The 17,506-nt window shown below is 72.8% G+C and carries 19 protein-coding genes and 3 tRNA genes; 11 read left to right on the forward strand and 11 right to left on the reverse strand.

Annotated features, from left to right (window positions below; genetic code table 11):
• Window positions 1–102 precede the first annotated feature (102 nt).
• From OIE51_RS14945 to OIE51_RS14965, 5 genes are all read left to right on the forward strand, one after another.
• Window positions 103–801, forward strand: a complete 699-nt coding sequence (locus OIE51_RS14945) for an RNA polymerase sigma factor (RefSeq protein ID WP_326598168.1) — start codon at window positions 103–105, stop codon at window positions 799–801.
• On the forward strand, window positions 785–1,453 hold the full coding sequence (locus tag OIE51_RS14950; RefSeq protein WP_326598169.1) for a hypothetical protein: 669 nt from the start codon (window positions 785–787) through the stop codon (window positions 1,451–1,453). Before OIE51_RS14945 ends, OIE51_RS14950 begins: the two co-directional genes overlap by 17 nt.
• Window positions 1,454–1,588: 135 nt before the next feature.
• Entirely contained in the window at window positions 1,589–1,882 is a 294-nt protein-coding gene (locus tag OIE51_RS14955) for a hypothetical protein (protein WP_326598170.1), read from the forward strand.
• A gap of 344 nt (window positions 1,883–2,226) precedes the next feature.
• Window positions 2,227–2,796, forward strand: a complete 570-nt coding sequence (locus OIE51_RS14960) for a SigE family RNA polymerase sigma factor (protein WP_326598171.1) — start codon at window positions 2,227–2,229, stop codon at window positions 2,794–2,796.
• Between the two features lie 137 nt (window positions 2,797–2,933).
• On the forward strand, window positions 2,934–4,610 hold the full coding sequence (locus OIE51_RS14965; protein ID WP_326598172.1) for a long-chain fatty acid--CoA ligase: 1,677 nt from the start codon (window positions 2,934–2,936) through the stop codon (window positions 4,608–4,610).
• A gap of 18 nt (window positions 4,611–4,628) precedes the next feature.
• Here OIE51_RS14965 and OIE51_RS14970 read toward each other — a convergent pair whose 3' ends face one another.
• Both OIE51_RS14970 and OIE51_RS14975 read right to left on the reverse strand, forming a co-directional pair.
• Window positions 4,629–7,943 (reverse strand): PAS domain-containing protein, encoded by a 3,315-nt coding sequence (locus OIE51_RS14970; protein ID WP_326598173.1) that lies wholly within the window; start codon window positions 7,941–7,943, stop codon window positions 4,629–4,631.
• A gap of 125 nt (window positions 7,944–8,068) precedes the next feature.
• Window positions 8,069–8,467, reverse strand: a complete 399-nt coding sequence (locus OIE51_RS14975; protein WP_326598174.1) for an SSI family serine proteinase inhibitor — start codon at window positions 8,465–8,467, stop codon at window positions 8,069–8,071.
• 200 nt (window positions 8,468–8,667) lie between these two features.
• Between OIE51_RS14975 and OIE51_RS14980 the strand changes: the two genes are divergently transcribed.
• Window positions 8,668–8,757, forward strand: a tRNA-Ser gene (locus OIE51_RS14980).
• Between the two features lie 154 nt (window positions 8,758–8,911).
• Window positions 8,912–8,984: transfer RNA gene (locus OIE51_RS14985), tRNA-Arg, on the forward strand.
• A 736-nt stretch (window positions 8,985–9,720) separates the two neighbouring features.
• On the opposite strand, the gene OIE51_RS14990 is transcribed toward OIE51_RS14985, so the two are convergent.
• The 4 genes from OIE51_RS14990 to OIE51_RS15005 all read right to left on the reverse strand — a co-directional run bounded on the left by OIE51_RS14990 (window position 9,721) and on the right by OIE51_RS15005 (window position 12,018).
• Entirely contained in the window at window positions 9,721–9,954 is a 234-nt protein-coding gene (locus OIE51_RS14990; protein WP_326598175.1) for a hypothetical protein, read from the reverse strand.
• A gap of 129 nt (window positions 9,955–10,083) precedes the next feature.
• Window positions 10,084–10,650 carry an HhH-GPD-type base excision DNA repair protein gene (locus tag OIE51_RS14995; protein WP_326598176.1) on the reverse strand — a complete coding sequence of 189 codons (567 nt, stop codon included), beginning with the start codon at window positions 10,648–10,650 and terminating at the stop codon, window positions 10,084–10,086.
• A complete protein-coding gene (locus tag OIE51_RS15000) occupies window positions 10,651–11,550 on the reverse strand; it encodes an LLM class F420-dependent oxidoreductase (RefSeq protein WP_326598177.1) in 900 nt (299 codons plus the stop codon).
• 39 nt (window positions 11,551–11,589) lie between these two features.
• A complete protein-coding gene (locus tag OIE51_RS15005; protein ID WP_326598178.1) occupies window positions 11,590–12,018 on the reverse strand; it encodes a Rieske (2Fe-2S) protein in 429 nt (142 codons plus the stop codon).
• Window positions 12,019–12,161: 143 nt separating this feature from the next.
• Between OIE51_RS15005 and OIE51_RS15010 the strand changes: the two genes are divergently transcribed.
• From OIE51_RS15010 to OIE51_RS15025, 4 genes are read left to right on the forward strand one after another with little or no spacing between them, the layout of a single operon-like run.
• Window positions 12,162–12,572: a hypothetical protein gene (locus OIE51_RS15010; RefSeq protein ID WP_326598179.1), complete on the forward strand. Its 411-nt coding sequence runs from the start codon at window positions 12,162–12,164 to the stop codon at window positions 12,570–12,572.
• Window positions 12,569–13,171 carry a sigma-70 family RNA polymerase sigma factor gene (locus OIE51_RS15015; RefSeq protein WP_326598180.1) on the forward strand — a complete coding sequence of 201 codons (603 nt, stop codon included), beginning with the start codon at window positions 12,569–12,571 and terminating at the stop codon, window positions 13,169–13,171. The genes OIE51_RS15010 and OIE51_RS15015 overlap by 4 nt, the downstream gene beginning before the upstream one ends.
• Complete coding sequence (locus OIE51_RS15020) at window positions 13,168–13,851, forward strand: anti-sigma factor family protein (RefSeq protein ID WP_326598181.1); 684 nt, start codon at window positions 13,168–13,170, stop codon at window positions 13,849–13,851. The genes OIE51_RS15015 and OIE51_RS15020 overlap by 4 nt, the downstream gene beginning before the upstream one ends.
• A 32-nt stretch (window positions 13,852–13,883) precedes the next feature.
• The gene (locus tag OIE51_RS15025) at window positions 13,884–14,105 is read left to right on the forward strand and encodes a hypothetical protein (protein ID WP_326598182.1); all 222 of its coding nucleotides are present in this window, start codon (window positions 13,884–13,886) and stop codon (window positions 14,103–14,105) included.
• A 58-nt stretch (window positions 14,106–14,163) separates the two neighbouring features.
• On the opposite strand, the gene OIE51_RS15030 is transcribed toward OIE51_RS15025, so the two are convergent.
• From OIE51_RS15030 to OIE51_RS15050, 5 genes are all read right to left on the reverse strand, one after another.
• Window positions 14,164–15,039, reverse strand: a complete 876-nt coding sequence (locus tag OIE51_RS15030; RefSeq protein WP_326598184.1) for an RNA polymerase sigma factor SigF — start codon at window positions 15,037–15,039, stop codon at window positions 14,164–14,166.
• Window positions 15,040–15,250: 211 nt separating this feature from the next.
• Window positions 15,251–16,033, reverse strand: a complete 783-nt coding sequence (locus OIE51_RS15035; RefSeq protein WP_326598185.1) for a SigB/SigF/SigG family RNA polymerase sigma factor — start codon at window positions 16,031–16,033, stop codon at window positions 15,251–15,253.
• 165 nt (window positions 16,034–16,198) lie between these two features.
• A tRNA-Ser gene (locus OIE51_RS15040) sits at window positions 16,199–16,285 on the reverse strand.
• Window positions 16,286–16,333: 48 nt separating this feature from the next.
• Entirely contained in the window at window positions 16,334–16,819 is a 486-nt protein-coding gene (tadA, locus tag OIE51_RS15045; protein ID WP_326598186.1) for a tRNA adenosine(34) deaminase TadA, read from the reverse strand.
• A 54-nt stretch (window positions 16,820–16,873) separates the two neighbouring features.
• Entirely contained in the window at window positions 16,874–17,419 is a 546-nt protein-coding gene (locus OIE51_RS15050) for a tRNA adenosine deaminase-associated protein (protein ID WP_326598187.1), read from the reverse strand.
• Window positions 17,420–17,506 lie beyond the last annotated feature (87 nt).

A 17,506-nucleotide genomic window follows, 5' to 3' on the forward strand; every position in this document is an offset into this window, starting at 1 on the left:
TCCGTAAGACCTGTGACCTCAGTCGATGGAGACCGAAGAGAGGACCCGAAGGTCCGTGAACGCTCAGCTCGTTGGGAACACCGCGCACGGGAAGGAGCAGCGGTGACCGATCCCCTTCCCGCGCCGCGCGGCGGCGTGGCCCCGCTGCAGCCGCTGCCCGCGGATTTCCGCGCCTTTCACCAGCTCTACCGGCCCGCGTACGTGCGCTGGGCCGAGCTGTTCCTGGGGACGAGAGCCGACGCAGAGGAGGCCGTCGACCGCGCGTTCGAGCAACTGGCCGCCGAGTGGCCGGACGTCCTCCGGCTGGACGGCCCCGCCGGGCACGCTTGGACCGTGCTCAAGCACCACACCGTCGAGGCCGCGCACGCCCGCGGTCGCCGGGCGGTCATGGCGGACACGGCGGTCTTCGAGACCAGGGCCCTGCGCGACGCCGTCGACCCGATAGGAGAGCTGGCGGAGAGCCTGTCCATCTATCAGGCGATCCGGGAGCTTCCCGAGCGGCAGCACGATGTCATCGTGCTGCGCTACTGCGTCGGCTACAGCACGATCGAGACCGCCGACATCCTCGGGATCAGCGTGCCCGGCGTCCGCTCCACCGCGCGGTACGCCCGGCACCGGCTCAAGGAGGTGCTCGGTCTGGACGACGACGAGCGGCTGGGCGGCGGGGCCGGCGATCGGCGGTACGCCACCGACGACGAGGAGCGGGACGTCACCGATGGCGAGCGGCCGGGCGGTACCGGCGGCGAGCGGCCGGACGACGCGGCGCGGGAGGTGAGCGGCGACGATGTCCAGGTCCATTGACGACGTGCTGGCCAGAGCGGTCCTTGCCCACCGCCCTCACACCTACTCCGAACAGGAGATCGAGGCCGCCGAGGCGCGCATCGCGGCCCGGATCGCCGACCGCGTGCCGCGTCAGCAGCGCGGGGCGGGCGCCCGCCCGGGCCGCGACGCCGAGGCGGCCGGGCAGCTGCGGATCCTGTGCCGGACCGTGGTCGAGCAGGAGGGCGCGCTCCAGCACCTCGCGGCCTTCCTGGCCCGGCGCATCCCGTACCCGGACGGCGCGCGCGTGCTCGGCTGCGTGCTCCAGCTGGCCGGGCGCGAGGACAGCGCCCGCTTCTGGTGGCAGTACGCCGCCGGGGCCGGGGACGCCGCCGCGGCGTACTGCCTGTATCTGCACCACACGACCCTCGGCGAGCGCTGGGAGGCCGAGCTCTGGTACCGGCAGGCCGACGGCGCGGGGGACGGCGACCGCCAGCCGACCGACGGCAGCAGCCCGGCCCTCGTGCTGCGCGTGCTCACGCTGCTGCGCGGGGACCGGGCGTACCTGACGGAGGCCGCCGCCGCGGTGGTGCACTACGTCCCGGACGCCGTCCAGTTCGTCGACGAGATCGAACTCCCGCTGCCAGCCGCCGACTTCGTGGAGAGGATCGAGGAGCTGACCGCCGCCGGGTGAGCGAGGTTTATCGGGCATTCGTCATTCATGCGAGCGAATCGCCCCGATCCGCGCGATTCCCCGGTGACCGCGTGGGCAACTCTGCATCGCGACGTCGCGATCAGCACCACCACCAGATGCCCACGGAGGACATGAATGGCAAGTATCCGCACCGCGCGAGCCCTTGGCGCGCTCACCGCGGTCCCTTTGGTCCCGGGCGCCGCCGCAGGCATCGCCCGGGCGCACAGCATCTTCCCGATCGCCGGCGCTGCCGGCGGTGCCGGCAGCGGAGTCCCCGGGGACAGCTCGGGGAGCGTCGCGACGGGCCTTCGGCCCGCCATCGGCGACGGCGCGTCCAGCGAGAGCGCCATCGCCGGTGTGGACGGTGCCCTCGCCCCTGTCTTCGTCGATCAGCCGCGCAAGCCGCTCGCCCTGGTGCTCGCCGGCTGAGCCGAGGGGGTCGGTGACGCTCTGGGGTGCGTCTCGGCCCGGATTCCGGAGGGTCAGGCCGCGCGGCCACACCGCTCAGGGTGTGGTCGCGCGGTCGTGCGCGGTGGCCGATGACCCGGCGATCGCCGGACGATCACCGCGAGATCAGGGGCGCTCAGGGGGCGCTCAGGAAGCGATCGGAAGGTGATCATCAGGCGAACCCCTGAGCACGCCTGGGGGTAAGGACGAGGAGACCTCCACCTAGGGGAGGTGGTGACAGTGTCCCGTCTACACCCTGGGGCGGAGGCCGCATCGCGACCTGTGGCCGATCCATTCCGGCGGTAATGTCACCTAATTTATAAGGCATGACCACGCCCAGGACGGCCCAGACGGGCACGCCGCCGACCTTCACCTCATACGTGCAGGCACGGGGCCCGGTGCTGCTGCGCACCGCCCGCTCGCTGACCTCGAATCCCAGCGACGCCGAGGACCTGTTGCAGACCGCCCTCACCAAGACGTACCTGGCATGGGAGAGGATCGAGGACCACCGGGCCCTGGACGGTTATGTCCGCCGCGCGCTGCTCAACACGCGGACCTCGCTGTGGCGCAAGCGCCGCGTCGACGAGTTCGCCGTGGAGGAGCTGCCCGAGCCCGACCCGCTGCCGCAGCCGGACCCGGCCGAGCAGCAGGCCATCCGCGACACGATGTGGCGGGCGGTCGGCAAGCTGCCCGCCCGGCAGCGCGCCATGGTCGTCCTGCGGTACTACGAGGACCTGAGCGAGGCGTCGACCGCCGAGGTGCTCGGGGTCTCGGTCGGCACGGTCAAGAGCGCGGTCTCGCGGGCGCTCGCCAAGCTCCGCGAGGACGTGGACCTCGCCGAGGTCGCCGCCCGCGACACCCAGGCCAGCCAGGCCGACCAGGCGATGGCCGCCTGACGGCGGCCGGGCCGCCGTTTTCGAGCCTCGCGGCGCACAAGGGGTAGTGCGCCGACGCTTCGCGCCGCCAGAATCACCGGTGACCCAGCTCACCCACGACCGGCGCGCGACGCCGCGCGCGACAGCGGGAGGCCACCGTGTTTGGCATGATGCAGGACACCCCCCTACTGGTCAGTCGCATCCTGCGGCACGGCTCCACCGTGCACGCGAGATCCCGGATCACCACCTGGACCGGCGACGGCCCGCCGCACCGCCGCACCTTCGCCGAGGCGGGGGAGCGTTCCGCGCAGCTCGCCCACGCCCTCGCCGACGAGTTCGGCATCCGGGACGGCGACCGCGTGGCCACCCTCATGTGGAACAACGCGGAGCACCTGGAGGCGTACTTCGCGATCCCCTCCATGGGCGCGGTCCTGCACACCCTCAACCTCCGGCTGCCGCCCGAGCAGCTCACCTTCATCGTCAACCACGCCGCCGACCGGGTCATCCTCGTCAACGGCACGCTGCTCCCGCTCCTCGCGCCCCTCCTCCCCGGCCTGCCCCGGGTCGAGCACGTCGTGGTCGTCGGCCCCGGCGACGCCGCGGCGCTCCGGGACGCCGCGGCCGGCACCGGCGCCGCCGTCCACGAGTACGAGGCGCTGATAGCCGGCCGCGCGACCTCGTACGACTGGCCCGAGCTGGACGAACGGACCGCCGCCGCCCTCTGCTACACCTCCGGCACCACCAGCGACCCCAAGGGCGTCCTTTACACACACCGTTCGATCTACCTGCACTCGATGCAGGTCAACGCGGCGCAGTCGATGGGCCTGACCGACGCCGACACCACGCTCCCGGTCGTGCCGATGTTCCACGTGAACGCCTGGGGCATCCCGCACGCCGTCTTCATGTCCGGCACCGGCCTGCTGATGCCCGACCGCTTCCTCCAGCCCGGCCCGCTCGCCGACATGATCGCCACCGAACGCCCCAGCCACGCCGCCGCCGTGCCCACCATCTGGCAGGGCCTGCTCGCCGAGCTCGCCGCCAATCCGCGCGACATCTCGTCCATGGCCCGCGTCACCATCGGCGGCTCGGCCTGCCCGCCCGCGCTGATGAAGGCGTTCGACGAACGGCACGGCGTCCGCCTCTGCCACGCCTGGGGCATGACGGAGACCTCGCCGCTGGGCACCACGTCCAACCCCCCGCCCGGCCTCACCCCCGAGGAGGAGTGGCCCTACCGGGTCACCCAGGGCCGTTTCCCGGCCGGGGTCGAGGCCCGGCTGACCGGACCGGACGGCTCGTTCCTGCCCTGGGACGGCGTGTCGGCTGGCGAGCTGGAGGTGCGCGGGCCGTGGATCGCCGCCGCGTACTACGGTGGCGCGGACGCCGAGCCGCTGCGCCCCGAAGACCGGTTCAGCCCGGACGGCTGGCTGCGCACCGGCGACGTCGGCGTGATCTCCCCGGACGGCTATCTGACGCTCACCGACCGTGCCAAGGACGTCATCAAGTCCGGCGGCGAGTGGATCTCGTCCGTCGAGCTGGAGAACCATCTGATGGCCCACCCCGCCGTCGCCGAGGCCGCCGTGGTCGCCGTCCCGGACGAGCGGTGGGGCGAACGCCCGCTGGCCGCCGTGGTGCTGGGCCCGGGCGCGGCCGACGACGGCGGCGTCACGTACGAGGAGCTGCGCGCGTTCCTCGGCGAACGGATCGCCCGCTGGCAGCTGCCCGAACGCTGGACCACCATCGAGGCCGTGCCCAAGACGAGCGTCGGCAAGTTCGACAAGAAGCTGATCCGCGCGCGTTACGCCAAGGGCGAACTCACGATCACCACCCTGGGCTAGCCGCCGGGGCCGGACGGCTCAGTGGGCGCCGATCTTGGTCAGCAGGTCGACGATCCGGGACTGCACCTCGGGGTTGGTGGAGCGCTCCGCGAGGAAGAGCACCGTCTCCCCCGAGGCCAGCAGCGGCAGCTGGCTCGGGTCCATCTCGGCGGCTGTGTAGACGACGAACGGCGTGCGGTTCAGCAGCCCGTTCACCCGCAGCCAGTCGATGATCCCGGTCCGTCGGCGCCGGACCTGGTTGAGGTCCATGACCACCAGGTTCGGCCGGATCTGCGCCGCCACCTCCATCGCCTCGGCGTCGGAGGCGGCGTGCGCGGCCTGCATGCCGCGCCGTTCCAGCGAGACGGCCAGCGCGTTGGCGATCGCCTGCTGCTCCTCGACCAGGAGCACCCGTGGCGGGTGCTGCTCGCTGTCCCTGGGCGCCAGGGCTTTGAGGAGCACGGCCGGGTCCGCGCCGTACGCGGCCTCGCGGCTCGCCTGGCCCAGACCGGCCGTCACCAGGACGGGCACCTCGGCCGCCACCGCAGCCATCCGCAGCGACTGGAGCGCGGTGCGCGTGATCGGCCCGGTCAGCGGGTCGACGAAGAGCGCGGCCGGGTAGGCGGCGATCTGCGCGTCGACCTCCTCCCGCGAGTTCACGATCACCGGCCGGTAGCCGCGGTCGGTCAGCGCCTGCTGCGTGGAGACATCGGGCTCGGGCCAGACCAGCAGCCGCCTCGGGTTGTCCAGCGGCTCCGGTGGCAGCTCGTCGTCGGCCGGGGCGGGCAGGCTCCGCAGCCCGCGTCCGCTCGTGTGCGCCTCGGTGACCTCGATCGCGCCGTTCGGCCCGTCCAGCGGCTCGGGGCCCTCGGCGGCGCCGAGCGCGGGCGCGCCGATCGCGAACTGACGGCCGCGGCCCTGCGAATCCTGCCGTCCGCCGGGTGCCGCGCCGCGCGGGTCGTCGGCGGGCGGCGTCGCCAGCTTGCGGCGCCGGACCGGCATCGGCGGCGGGGACGCCTGCGCGCCCGGTGCCGCCGGGGCAGTCCGCGGCGCCTGCCCCGGCTGCGGCCCCGGCTGCGGCTGGGTCTGGGGCTGGGACAGGTGCGGGCCGATCGGGACCCCCTGGCCGAGGGTCTGCACACTGACGCCGGAGACGCGCGGGGCGGCCTTCGCCCGCTCACTGCCGGGCATCGGCAGCGCGCGGGGCTGCCGACGCGGGGGAACGGGCGGGGCGGTGCCGTCCAGGATCGGGCTGGCCGCGACGACGGTGTGTTCGACGACTTGCGGCTCGTCGCTCTCCTCGGGGTCGGTCTCGGTGGCGGGGCCGGTGGCGGGGCCGGTGGGCTGCTGCTGTGCCGTCTGCGGGACGGCGGGTTCGAGGGCGGCGGCGCCCGTCGGAGCGGCGGGGGTGGCCGGAGCCTGCTGGTCCGCCGCCGCCGGGCTGAGCGCGAGTGGCTCCTGCGCGGTCGCCCGCCGACGCCGCCCGGTCGGCTCGGGCGTGGTCTCGGGCGTGGTCCCGGGCGCGATCTCGGGCGTGGGTGGTGCGGGCTGCGCGGCCGGTTGTGCCGGTGCCGGCACCGGTCCGAGCACGGGCCCCGGCGCCTCCTCGGCCGGCCCGAGCGCCCGCCGCCGACGACCGTGTCCGGGGCCGAACTCCTGCCCCTGCCCCTGGCTCGGATCCTGCCCCGGCCCCGGTGCGGGGCCGAGGTCCGGCACGGGAGCCGCCGCGCCGGAGTGCCGGCGCCGCCGCCCGGTCGGGGTGTCGGGCACCGGTTCTATGGCCATCGGCGCCTTCGTCGTCCCCCGAACGGGCTGCGCCGGAACGGGCATCACCGTCGTGTCACCGCTCGCGTCGCGCGCTGGGGCGGCCCGGGGAGCCGTTCCCCCGGCCGCCAGCACCGGCACCTCCAGCACATACGCGGACGAACCGCCCACCTCGTGCGTCTGCAACACACCGCCGTGCTGCCGGACGATGCCGCGCACGATCGGCTCGTGCACCGGATCGCCGCCCGGAAACGGCCCGCGCACCTCGATCCGCACCACGTCGCCGCGCTGCGCCGCCGCCACCACGATCGTGGAGTCGGCGCCCGGCGACAGCGCGGCGGGAACGGCCTGCCCGGTGGAGTCCACCCCGGCGACGGCCGCGATGAGATGCGCCAGCGCCTGCGCCATCCGCTCCGGGTCGACCTCCGCCTCGATCGGCGGAGCGTGCACCGCGAACTGCGCGCGCCCCGGCCCGATCAGCTCGGTGGCGCCCTCAACGCCCGCCGAGACGACGGTGTCCAGCGAGATCCGTTTGAACGACAGCTTCTCCCGGCCCTCGTCGAGCCGCTGATAGCTGAGCACGTTGTCGACCAGCGTCGTCATCCGGGCGTATCCGGCGGCGAGATGGTGCAGCACCTGGTTCGCCTCGGGCCACAACTGCCCGGCGGGGTCGGCGGCCAGCGCCGACAGCTCCGTGCGGAGCTGGTCGAGCGGCCCGCGCAGGCTCTCGCGCAGCACCGACAGGAGCTGCGCGTGGCGGGCGGCGAGCGCGTCGTAGGCGCGGCGGTCGGTGAACGCGAGGACCGCGCCGACCAGCTGGTCCCCATCCCGCACCGGCGCGGTGGTCAGATCGACCGGCACCGCCCGGCCGTCCTTCGTCCACAGCACCTGCCCGCGCACCCGGTGCTTGCGGCCGGAGGTGAGCGTGTCGTGGAGCGGGGTCTCCTCGAACGCCAACGGGGTGCCGTCCGCCCGCGAGTGCTGCACCAGCGGGTGGAGCTCCTGGCCGCCGAGCTGGCTGGCGCGGTGTCCGAGGACCTGCGCCGCCGCGGGGTTGACCAGCACGATCCGGCCGGCGGTGTCCACACCGACCACGCCCTCGGAGGCGGCGCGCAGGATCATCTCCGTCTGCCGCTGCTGCCGGACCAGCTCGGCCTCGGTGTCCAGGGCCTCGGAGAGATCACGGATGATCAGCACCAGCAGTTCCTCACCGGTGTGGTCGTCCGCGAACGCCGCCTCGATCGCGGAGGCGTACGGCGCGCGACCCGCGCCGAGGCCGGCGCTGGTCACCTCGACGGGCAGTTCGACGCCGTCGGTGCGGCGTGCCACCATCCGGGTCGGCTTGGTCCGGACACCGGGGTCCTCCTCCGGGCGGCGCATGGAGCCGGGAATCCGGCGTGGGTCGAAATCGGGAACGATGTCGAGCAGGCCGCGACCGATGAGGGGAGCGCCCGGCACCTCCAGCGTCTCCACGGCGATGGCGTTCGCGTTGACGACGGTGCCGTTGCCGTTGACGAGCAACAGCGCGTCAGGCAGCGCGTCGAGTATGGCGGCGAGGCGAGCAGCGCCCCTCGCTGGCCTGCTGCTCACGACGTCGGTTCCTCCCTTGACCCACGTGTCCCTGGTGCACGTACCCCGTGCGTGTCATGAAGGGGAGTCTACGGGCAGCGGCGCCGGGCGCGGCGGTGCGTTCGAAAGAAGCAGCTCAGGCGCGCTCAGCTCAACGCGGGCAGCGCGGGCACGAGCTCGTTCCAGCGAGCGATCTCGCAGCCGTCCGATCGGCTGAACTCCGCCTGGACCGGCTCCCCTTGCCACACACCCTCGATCGTGGCGGTGGCCGGGCCGCCGTACACGTAGGTGCACAACGTGTCCGCGGCGACCGGCTCGAACGGCGCGGCTGCCCGGTCGATCGCGGCACACGCCTCCGCCGCCTGCGGGTGGTCGCCCCCGGCGGGCAGACAGGTCAGCTCGAAGGTGCCGTCCGTCTCCCCGGTGCCGGTGACGGTGATCTCCAGACGGTGGGTGTCGGCGCCCGGATCATCGGCGGCGGCGGCGGTCGGCAGGGCGGCCGACGCGGCGAGGGCGAGAACGGCGGCGAGGCTCTTGTACGGCATGCGGGTGCTCCCTATGCGAGTGGGCGGTGGGGCGAGGGAAGCCACGTGATGCCTCCGCTCCCACTGCTAACGCTCCTCGGCCCGTTCCGTTGCGCAACTCGACGCGACGACGGCACCCCCGTAGGGTGGAATCCGATTGGCTGCGGCTGTTCGGGCTGTGGCATCATTTGCTCGCACGCGGCGCTCGCGCTGCTGCGTGAGGAGGCTTCGCCTAGTCTGGTCTATGGCGCCGCACTGCTAATGCGGTTTGGGGTTACCCCCCATCCCGGGTTCAAATCCCGGAGCCTCCGCCGACAGAACAAGATCGAGAACGCCCGAGAGCCCTGGTCCTCACCGGCCAGGGTTTTTGCTGTTCCCGCAGGTCAGCGGGGCTGCGGCGATCTGATTTCACCAGGACGGCCGGGTCATGTAATGTTGTCCCCGCACCACGGCCCCCGGGGCCGGGCGCTCGTAGCTTAACGGATAGAGCATCTGACTACGGATCAGAAGGTTGCAGGTTCGAATCCTGCCGAGCGCACAGCAGCTCAAAGCCCCTGCCAAGTGAATGGCGGGGGCTTTTGCGTGGGCCATGACGGCAGTGATTGATGGCAACCGCCGGGCGAGTGATTCAGACGGGCCGGGGACACCACCGAATCCGTCGTCACCGGCCACCGTGTTGCCGCCAGCCCACAAGGCGTCCCCCACCCGGTCGAAGGCCGAGCGCTCAGCGTCCAGGGGGACGAACGGAGAGATGTCCATCGTGACCGTATCGAGCTGTGCCTGAGGACTTCCATGATCATCCGGGCGTCCGCGCCTGCTCGTGCAGCAGCGACGCGCAGGTGTGCCGGAGATCGTGGAAGCGGACTCTCCGGACACCGGCCGCAGACCTGTTGACCCCCTTGACCCTCTTGACCCCCGGAGCGACGGTCCGAGGGCCACTCACCCAGTGGGCTGCCCGGTCCCGCGGATCAGAAGGTGGCGGGTGCGCATCCCGCCGAGCGCACAGCACAAGCCGGTCGAATGATCGACAGGGGCTTTCGCGTGCCGTACAGCGACGGAGTGCGGCAACGCCGCCGTCCATGGGGTGCATCCGGTGGCGAGTCGCCGCGACGCCCCCGCTGTCGGCGTCTGTTCGGTGCGTTGACTCAGCTCTCGGCAGGATGCACCGGGGGCTGTCCCTTGGGTGGGTGGTGGGGGTGCGGACCGCGCGCGGCGGAGGACGGTCGGTAACAGCCAGAGGTGCGCGCGATGACGGCAGGGAGCCGGCCTCGGGGTCAACGGGCGCCGCGGGTACGGCGGTTCACCTCTGCGACGCGGGCGCGGAGGGATTCGCTCGCGGTGACGGGGGTGACGTCCTCGGGGCGGGCCGTCCATTCCTGGCCGCCGCCCGGGGGGCGGAGCCAGAGGGTGCCGTACAGGTGGGCCATGACGCGGCCGATCGTGTCGCGTGACGTGTCGCGGACCATCGTCCCGATCTCGGGGATGGCGGCGAAGTGGTTGCCTGTCATGGCCGGACTCCCCAGGCTCAATCCGCGCCGCGTGGTCGGCATCACGCCATCACCATGCCCCGGTGAGGGGGTCGCGAAAGACCCCGGGGCCATCTCAGAGGGTAATTTGAGGTTCGGCGCACAAAAACGCTAGCCGCGCCGCTTCGCCTCCTGCTTGGTCGCGCGCACTCGGTCCAGCGACTCGGGGCCGGTGATGTCGGCCACCGAGCGGTAGGAGCCCTCCTCACCGTACGGGCCCGCCGCCTCCCGCCAGCCGGGCGGGGTGACGCCGAGCCGCTTGCCCAGCAGCGCCACGAAGATCTGCGCCTTCTGCCGCCCGAATCCCGGCAGCGCCAGCACCCGGCGCAGCAGGTCCTGCCCGTCCGCCGCGTCGCGCCAGACCGCGGCGGCGTCGCCGTCGTAGTGGTCGACCAGATGGCCGCACAGGGCCCGCACCCGCTTGGCCATCGAGCCGGGGTAGCGGTGCACCGCCGGCTTGGCGGCGAAGAGCGCCGCGAACGCCTCCGGGTCGTATGCCGCGATCTCGTGCGCGTCCAGGTCGTCGCGGCCCAGGCGGGTGGCCAGGGTCCAGGGGCCGGTGAAGGCCCATTCCATCGGGATCCGCTGGTCGAGGAGCATGCCGACGAGCGCGGCCAGCGGGCTGCGGCCGAGCAGCTCGTCGGCTTCCTCGTGCTGGGCGAGCCGGAGGGTGGTCATTCACCCATCATGGCCGGTCAGGCCGAGTGCGTCGGCCAGCGTCCGGTAGGCGGGGAGGGGGATGTCGTCGATCGGGTTGTCGGTGACCACCTGGAGCGCCAGGTGGTCGGCGCCCGCCGCGAGGTAGTCCTCGGCCCGGGCGCGGATGACCTCCGCGTCGCCCAGCGCGAACACCTCGGCCAGCAGCCGGTCGCTGCCGCCGTCCCGGAAGTCGTCCTCGGTGAAGCCGAGCCGGAGCAGGTTGTTGGTGTAGTTGGGCAGCACGAGGTAGTACGACAGGTAGGCACGGGCGGTGGCGCGCGCCCGCGCGAGGTCCGGGTCGAGCACCACCTTGAGCTCCGGCGCGAGCACCGTCGCGCTTCCGAGGGTGGCGCGTGCCTGGGCGGTGTGCTCGACGGTCACCAGATACGGGTGCGCGCCGCCCGCCCGGTCGCGGGCCAGCTCCAGCATCCTCGGGCCGAGCGCCGCCAGCACCCGCCGGTCCGCCGGGACGGGGGTCGTGGCGGCGTCCAGGGCCGACAGGTAGTCCCGCATCGCCGAGTACGGCCGCTGATACCGGTCGGTCAGGGCGTCGTGGCTGACGCCGAGGCCGAGCACGAAGCGCCCGCCGTGGGCCGCGTTCACCTCCGCGAACTGGTCGGCCGCGTCGGCGGCCTCGTGCACCCAGATGCTCAGGATGCCGGTGGCGACCGTGATCCGGGAGGTGGCCTCCAGCACCGGAACGGCCTGCCGCACGCCGGGGCCGCTGCCCAGCCAGATCGTGCCGTAGCCCAGCTCGTCCAACTCCCGGGCGGCGTCCGCGATCTCGGTCCGCCGCGCCGGGTCCTCCGAGCGGAGCGCGCTGCTCCAGACGCCGACGCGGCCTAGGTCTCCGGCGAGGTTCTTCGCGAGTGTGGTCATGGGGGGCCGAACCCCGCACCGGCCCTCGTTATTCCGCGATTACTCCACGATCACCTGGTCATCCTCGATCCGCACGCGGATGGGCGGCAGCGGCGCGTCGGCCGGACCTTCGAGACGCTCCCCGGTGGCGGCGTCGAAGACCGAGTCGTGGCACGGACAGTGCAGGCGGTCACCGTCCGGCTGCACGCCGCAGCCCGCGTGCGTGCAGATCGCGCTGAACGCGGCGACCGTCGTCTCGTCGCTCCGGAAGAGCAGCGCTTCCGCGCCGTTCGGGGTCGTCACGGCGACGGCCTCGCCGACCGGCACGTCGACGAGAGCGGCGATCGGTCCGGAGCCGGGGGCGGTCTCGCCCTCCGAGCCGCCGTCGTCGCCGCACGCGGTGAGGGCGAGGGTCCCGGCGGAGGCGGCCGTGGCGGCGAGAACGGTGCGGCGGCACAGGGCCTGCCGGTGCTGTGGGGTCGTTGTCATACCCGAGCACACGGAGCCGGTCACCCCCGGGTTCACCGCGGGGGCGGAACGGACGCCGCGCGGGGTGCGGCATGGTTGAACCCCGCACGGGTCCGGTACGTGTGGGTGGGTGAGGGCGCGGCGCGACAACGAGGGAGCGAGCCATGGCGGTCGGCTGGGCACTGCGGGTACTGACGGCGCTCGGCCTCGTCGGTTCGGCCTGGGTGCACCTGGTGGTGTGGCAGGACTGGGCCCGCGACGACGACGTGGTCGGCCCGCTCTTCCTGGTCAACGTGGTCGCCGGGCCGGTCCTCGCCCTCGCCGTGCTGGCCTGGCGCGGGCACTGGCTGCCGGAGCTGGCGGCCGTCGCCTTCGGCCTGGCGACGCTCGGCGCCTACGTCCTGTCGCTGACGGTCGGCTTCTTCGGCGTGGCGGAGCAGTTCCGCACGGACGAGGAGGTGTGGGGCGTGGTCACCGAGGCGGCGTGCGCCGTCTTCGGCGCCGCCCTGCTCGCCCGCAGGGCGCCGAACGCGCCGCGCCTCCTGGCGGGCGGCGGCGTGGGCCGGCGGCCATGAGCGGCCTGAACGGCGGCGGCCTCAACGGCACGGGCGGCGGCCTCAACGGCACGGGCGGCGGCAGCGGCACAGGCGGCGGCCGGGCGCGGGAAGAGCTCCCGGAGGAGCAGCTGATGCGGGCCCTGCACGACCAACACGCGGCGGCCCTGTGGTCGTTCGCCCTCCAGCTCACCGGCGGTGACCGGGAACGGGCCGAGGACGTCGCGCAGGAGACCCTGCTGCGCGCCTGGCGGCACCCGGGCGTGCTCGACCAGACGACGCGCTCGGCGCGCACCTGGCTGTTCACCGTCGCCCGGCGCATCGTCATCGACGGCTGGCGCTCGGCCGCGTCCCGCGCCGAGATCAGCACCGACGCGCCCCCGGAGCTGGCCGTGCCGGACGACACCGAACGCGCCGTGCAGGGCTGGCTGGTCGCCGACGCACTCGCCGAACTGACCGAGCGCCACCGCGAGGTGCTGGTGCTGTGCTACTTCCACGGGCTGTCGGTGGCTGAGGCCGCCGCCCGCCTCGGCGTCGCGGAGGGCACGGTCAAGTCGCGGACGCACTACGCCCTGCGCGCGCTGCGCCTGGTGCTGGAGGAGAAGGGCGTGACGCGATGAGCGCGGATCCGTTCGCGATGTATGACGGGCCGTACGTGCTCGGCGCGCTCTCCCCGCAGGAGCGGGCCGCGTTCGAGGAGCACCTGCGCGGCTGCGAGACCTGCGCGCGGGCGGTGGGGGAGCTGGCCGGGCTGCCCGGCCTGCTCGGCCAGGCGGCGCCGGGGGACGGGAAGTTGACGCGGAACGCGGAGCCGCCGCCCGCCGCGCTGCTGCCCGCGCTGCTGGCGCGGGTCGCCCGGGAGCGCCGGCGGCGGCGCGTGCTGACCGTGCTGTCAGCCGCGGCGGTCGCGCTGGCGGCGTGCCTGGCCCTGGTGTTCACCCTCACGAGTGCCTTGGGGAACTCCGGCTCCCAGGACGGCTCCGGCACCGGCGAGCGCCCGGGGATCGCGATGACGCCGCTCGGGGACTGGCCGGTGAGCGCCATCGTCGAGATCGGCCCGGTGGCGACCGGTGGCGGGACGCGGGTGGCGATGGAATGTACCTACGGCGGCGACCGGGCAGGCGACTATGTGCTGGTCGCGATAGGCCGGGACGGCACCATGGAGGAGCTCGCCCGCTGGCACGCGCTTCCCCGGGACACGGCACGGCTGGCCGTGAGCACGCCGCTGCCGCGCGCGGATCTCCTGTCGCTGGAGATCAGGACCCCGGGCGGACTTCCGGTGCTGCGGTCCAGCCTTTAGAGACAGCGGCGGATTCGCTAGTGTCGGCAGGCATGGCCCACAATCCCCAGGCACCGCAGCAGGGTCCGCAGGACTTCGACCCGGCGGGCAGCACCCAGATGTTCAAGGCGTTCGTCAACGACGATGCCCAGACCCGGCGTTCGGCACCCGCGACTCCGGCCGCGACCTCGACCGGGCCGCGCGTCGGCGTGATCGCCGGTGTGGTGCTGGCGCTCCTCGTCGTCGTCGCCGTGGCGTGGCTGGCTCTCGCCTGACGCCACGGGAGCACGCACGTTTCCCGGACCGGCGATGCGTCCGCCGGTCCGGGCCCGATCACTCCTCGGCGGTCAGCCCGTCGCGCAGCTGCGCGAGCGTGCGGGTCAGCAGCCGGGAGACATGCATCTGCGAGATGCCGACCTCCTCGCCGATCTGCGACTGCGTCATGTTCGCGAAGAAGCGGAGCATGATGATCCGTCGCTCGCGGGCGGGCAGTCGGGCGAGCAGCGGCTTGAGCGACTCGCGGTACTCGACGCCCTCCAGGGCGGTGTCCTCATAGCCGAGACGGTCGGCCAGCGAGCCTTCGCCGCCGTCCTCCTCGGGCGAGGGGGAGTCCAGGGAGCTGGCGGTGTAGGCGTTGCCCACGGCCAGGCCGTCCACGACCTCGTCCTCCGAGACGCCGAGGCACACGGCCAGCTCGGGAACGGTGGGGGAACGGTCGAGCCGCTGGGACAGCTCATCGCTCGCCTTGGTGAGGGCGAGCCGCAGCTCCTGCAGGCGGCGCGGCACCCGCACGGACCACGAGGTGTCGCGGAAGAAGCGCTTGATCTCACCGACGACCGTCGGCATCGCGAACGTCGGGAACTCCACGCCGCGTTCGCAGTCGAAGCGATCGATGGCCTTGATCAGACCGATGGTGCCGACTTGGACGATGTCCTCCATCGGCTCGTTCCTGCTGCGGAAACGGGCCGCCGCGTAACGGACGAGCGGGAGGTTGAGCTCGATCAGGGTGTCCCGCACATAGCCCCGCTCGGGGCTGTCCGCCTCCAGCGTGGCCAGCCGCTGGAAGAGGGAGCGCGAGAGCGTGCGGGTGTCGAGGTGGTCGGTGTCCGCGGGAGCTTCGTGCGGCAACGAGGAGGGTGCGTGCTGCGCGGGTACGTGCGGCGTGCCGGTCGTGTCGAGCACCTTGGAGCTGCCCAGTTCTACGGACATGCCACCCCCTTGAGGTCGTGGACGGGTCGCGGCGGCGCGCTTCCGCATGTGACTTCCACGAGGAGAAGGCGCCACCTCGTGGATACCGGTCCTGCCGCCACGGCAAACGCGGTTCCCACAGAATGTCACATGTCATCAACGCGACGTAGCTTCATGTCGATAAAACGTTATAGCCGATAGGGGAGTTCCCGGAGTTGGGACCACGTGTGACTTACGTCTCGATCAGATTTGCGGCGCGCAGCCGGGTGACACTGCGGGCGAGCAATCGGGACACGTGCATCTGCGAAACGCCCAATTCCGCGCTGATTTGCGACTGCGTCAGGTTCCGGTAGTAGCGCATCAGCAGGATCCGCTGTTCCCGCTCGGGGAGTTGGACCAGCAGATGCCGCACCAGCGCCCGGTGCTCGACGCCGGCCAGCCCGGGATCCTCGTACCCGAGCCGGTCGATCAGTCCGGGGCCGCCATCCTCCCGCTCGTCGGCGGCGTCCAGCGAGGAGACCCGGTACGCCCGCGTCGCCTCCGCGCTCGCGCGCACCTCCTCCTCGGGCACGCTCAGCCGGCCGGCGATCTCCGCGGCGGTCGGCGTGCGGCCGAGGGCGGCCGTCAGCTCGTCGGTCGTGGCCCGGACCCGGGCCCACAGCTCGTGCGTCCGCCGGGGAACGTGCACGCCGCGCACCCCGTCCCTGAAGTATCGGCGGATCTCCCCGGTGATCGTGGGCATCGCGAAGGTCGGGAACTGGACACCGCGCTCGCGATCGAAGCGGTCGATGGCCTGGATCAGACCGACGGTCCCGACCTGGACGATGTCCTCCAGCGGCTCGTCGCGGCCCCGGAACCGCAGGGCGATGTAGCGGACCAGCGGCAGGTTCGCCTCGATCAGCGCTCCGCGCACCCGCGCGTGCTCGGCGGTCCCCGGCTCGCAGTGCGCCAGCCGCTCAAACAGCGCCTGGGTAAGGGCCCGGGCCTTGGCACCCCTGGTCTGCGTCGCCGCCACCTGCCGACCACCCCTTCACTGGGAGAAGCAGTCATTAGCATCACCAGACATTCCCACGCAGCGCAAGCATCCGATAACTACGTGTTGCCAGCCGGGGAATCGCGGAGAACGCGGAAAGGGCCCGATCCAGTGGACCGGGCCCTTCACCGTTCGCGGTATTCGCGGCGGTAGCGGAGGGATTTGAACCCTCGGTGGAGTTGCCCCCACACTCGCTTTCGAGGCGAGCTCCTTCGGCCGCTCGGACACGCTACCGAGAGAAAGCCTATCCCACACGGCGGCGTGCTGGGGAACCGGAGAGGGTCAGCGATCGCGGAAGAAGTCCGTCAGCATCCGGCCGCAATCGTCGGCGAGCACCGAGCCGATCACCTCCGGGCGGTGATTGAGCCGACGGTCCCGCAGCACGTCCCACAGCGACCCGGCCGCACCCGCCTTCTCGTCGACCGCGCCGTACACGACGCGGTCGACCCGGGCGAGCACGCTCGCCCCCGCGCACATCGTGCAGGGCTCCAGCGTGACCACCAGGGTGCAGCCGGTGAGCCGCCAGTCGCCGAGCCGACCGGCGGCGGCGCGCAGCGCGAGGACCTCCGCGTGGGCGGTCGGATCCCCGGTGGCCTCGCGCTCGTTGCGCCCAAGGCCGAGCACCGGGCCGTCCGGGCCGCTGGGGCCGAGGAGGACGGCTCCGACCGGCACGTCCCCCGTGGCCACGGCCGCGGCGGCCTCCGCGAGCGCCCGGCGCATCGCCGGCCGCCACGGGTCGCGCAGCGGATCGCCGTGCCCGGGGGTCATGCCGTCACGCCTTCACACCGTCACGTCGTCGGGGCCTTCACGTCGTCGGCGCCGTCACCGGACCGCCTCCAGCACCTCGGCGCAGCCGAGCGCGTCGGCGATCTCGCTGAGGGCGTCGTCCGGGGCGAGCTTCAGCACGGTGCCCGCGTCGATGCCGAGGTCGGCCAGCAGATCGGCGTCCCCCAGCGGGCCGCGCGGCACCGCGTCCGAGCCGCTCGGGGCGGCGCTCTCCTCGTCATCGTCCTCGATCTCTTCCTCGACGCCGTCCTCCGTGCCGTCCAGATCGACCATCTGTTCCAGGGCGTCGGGGTCCTCCGGCTCCCGGCCCAGCAACTCGTCGGTCAGCAGAATCTCGCCATACGCGCTGCGCAGCGCGCGTGCGGCGTCGGAGACGAAGACCCGCGGGTCGTCCTCGCCGTCCACGCGGACGAGGCCGAACCAGGCGCCTTCCTGCTCGATGCAGACGAGAACGGTCTCGTCATCGGGAGCCGCCTCGCGGGCCAACTCGGCCAGCTCGTCCAGGCTCTCCACGTCATCGAGCTCTGTATCACTCGCTTCCCAACCATCATCGGTCCGCGCGAGCAGTGCGGTGAAGTACACCGTGACTCTCCCCACTCGGTTCGGCTGTGCCACCTGCATCGTGGCAGATAAGGGGTGCGCTGTCGGGTAACTCGGCAGTTCACCAAC

The sequence above is a fragment of the Streptomyces sp. NBC_01803 genome, assembly GCF_035917415.1.
In the GTDB taxonomy this organism is placed as follows: Bacteria; Actinomycetota; Actinomycetes; order Streptomycetales; family Streptomycetaceae; genus Streptomyces.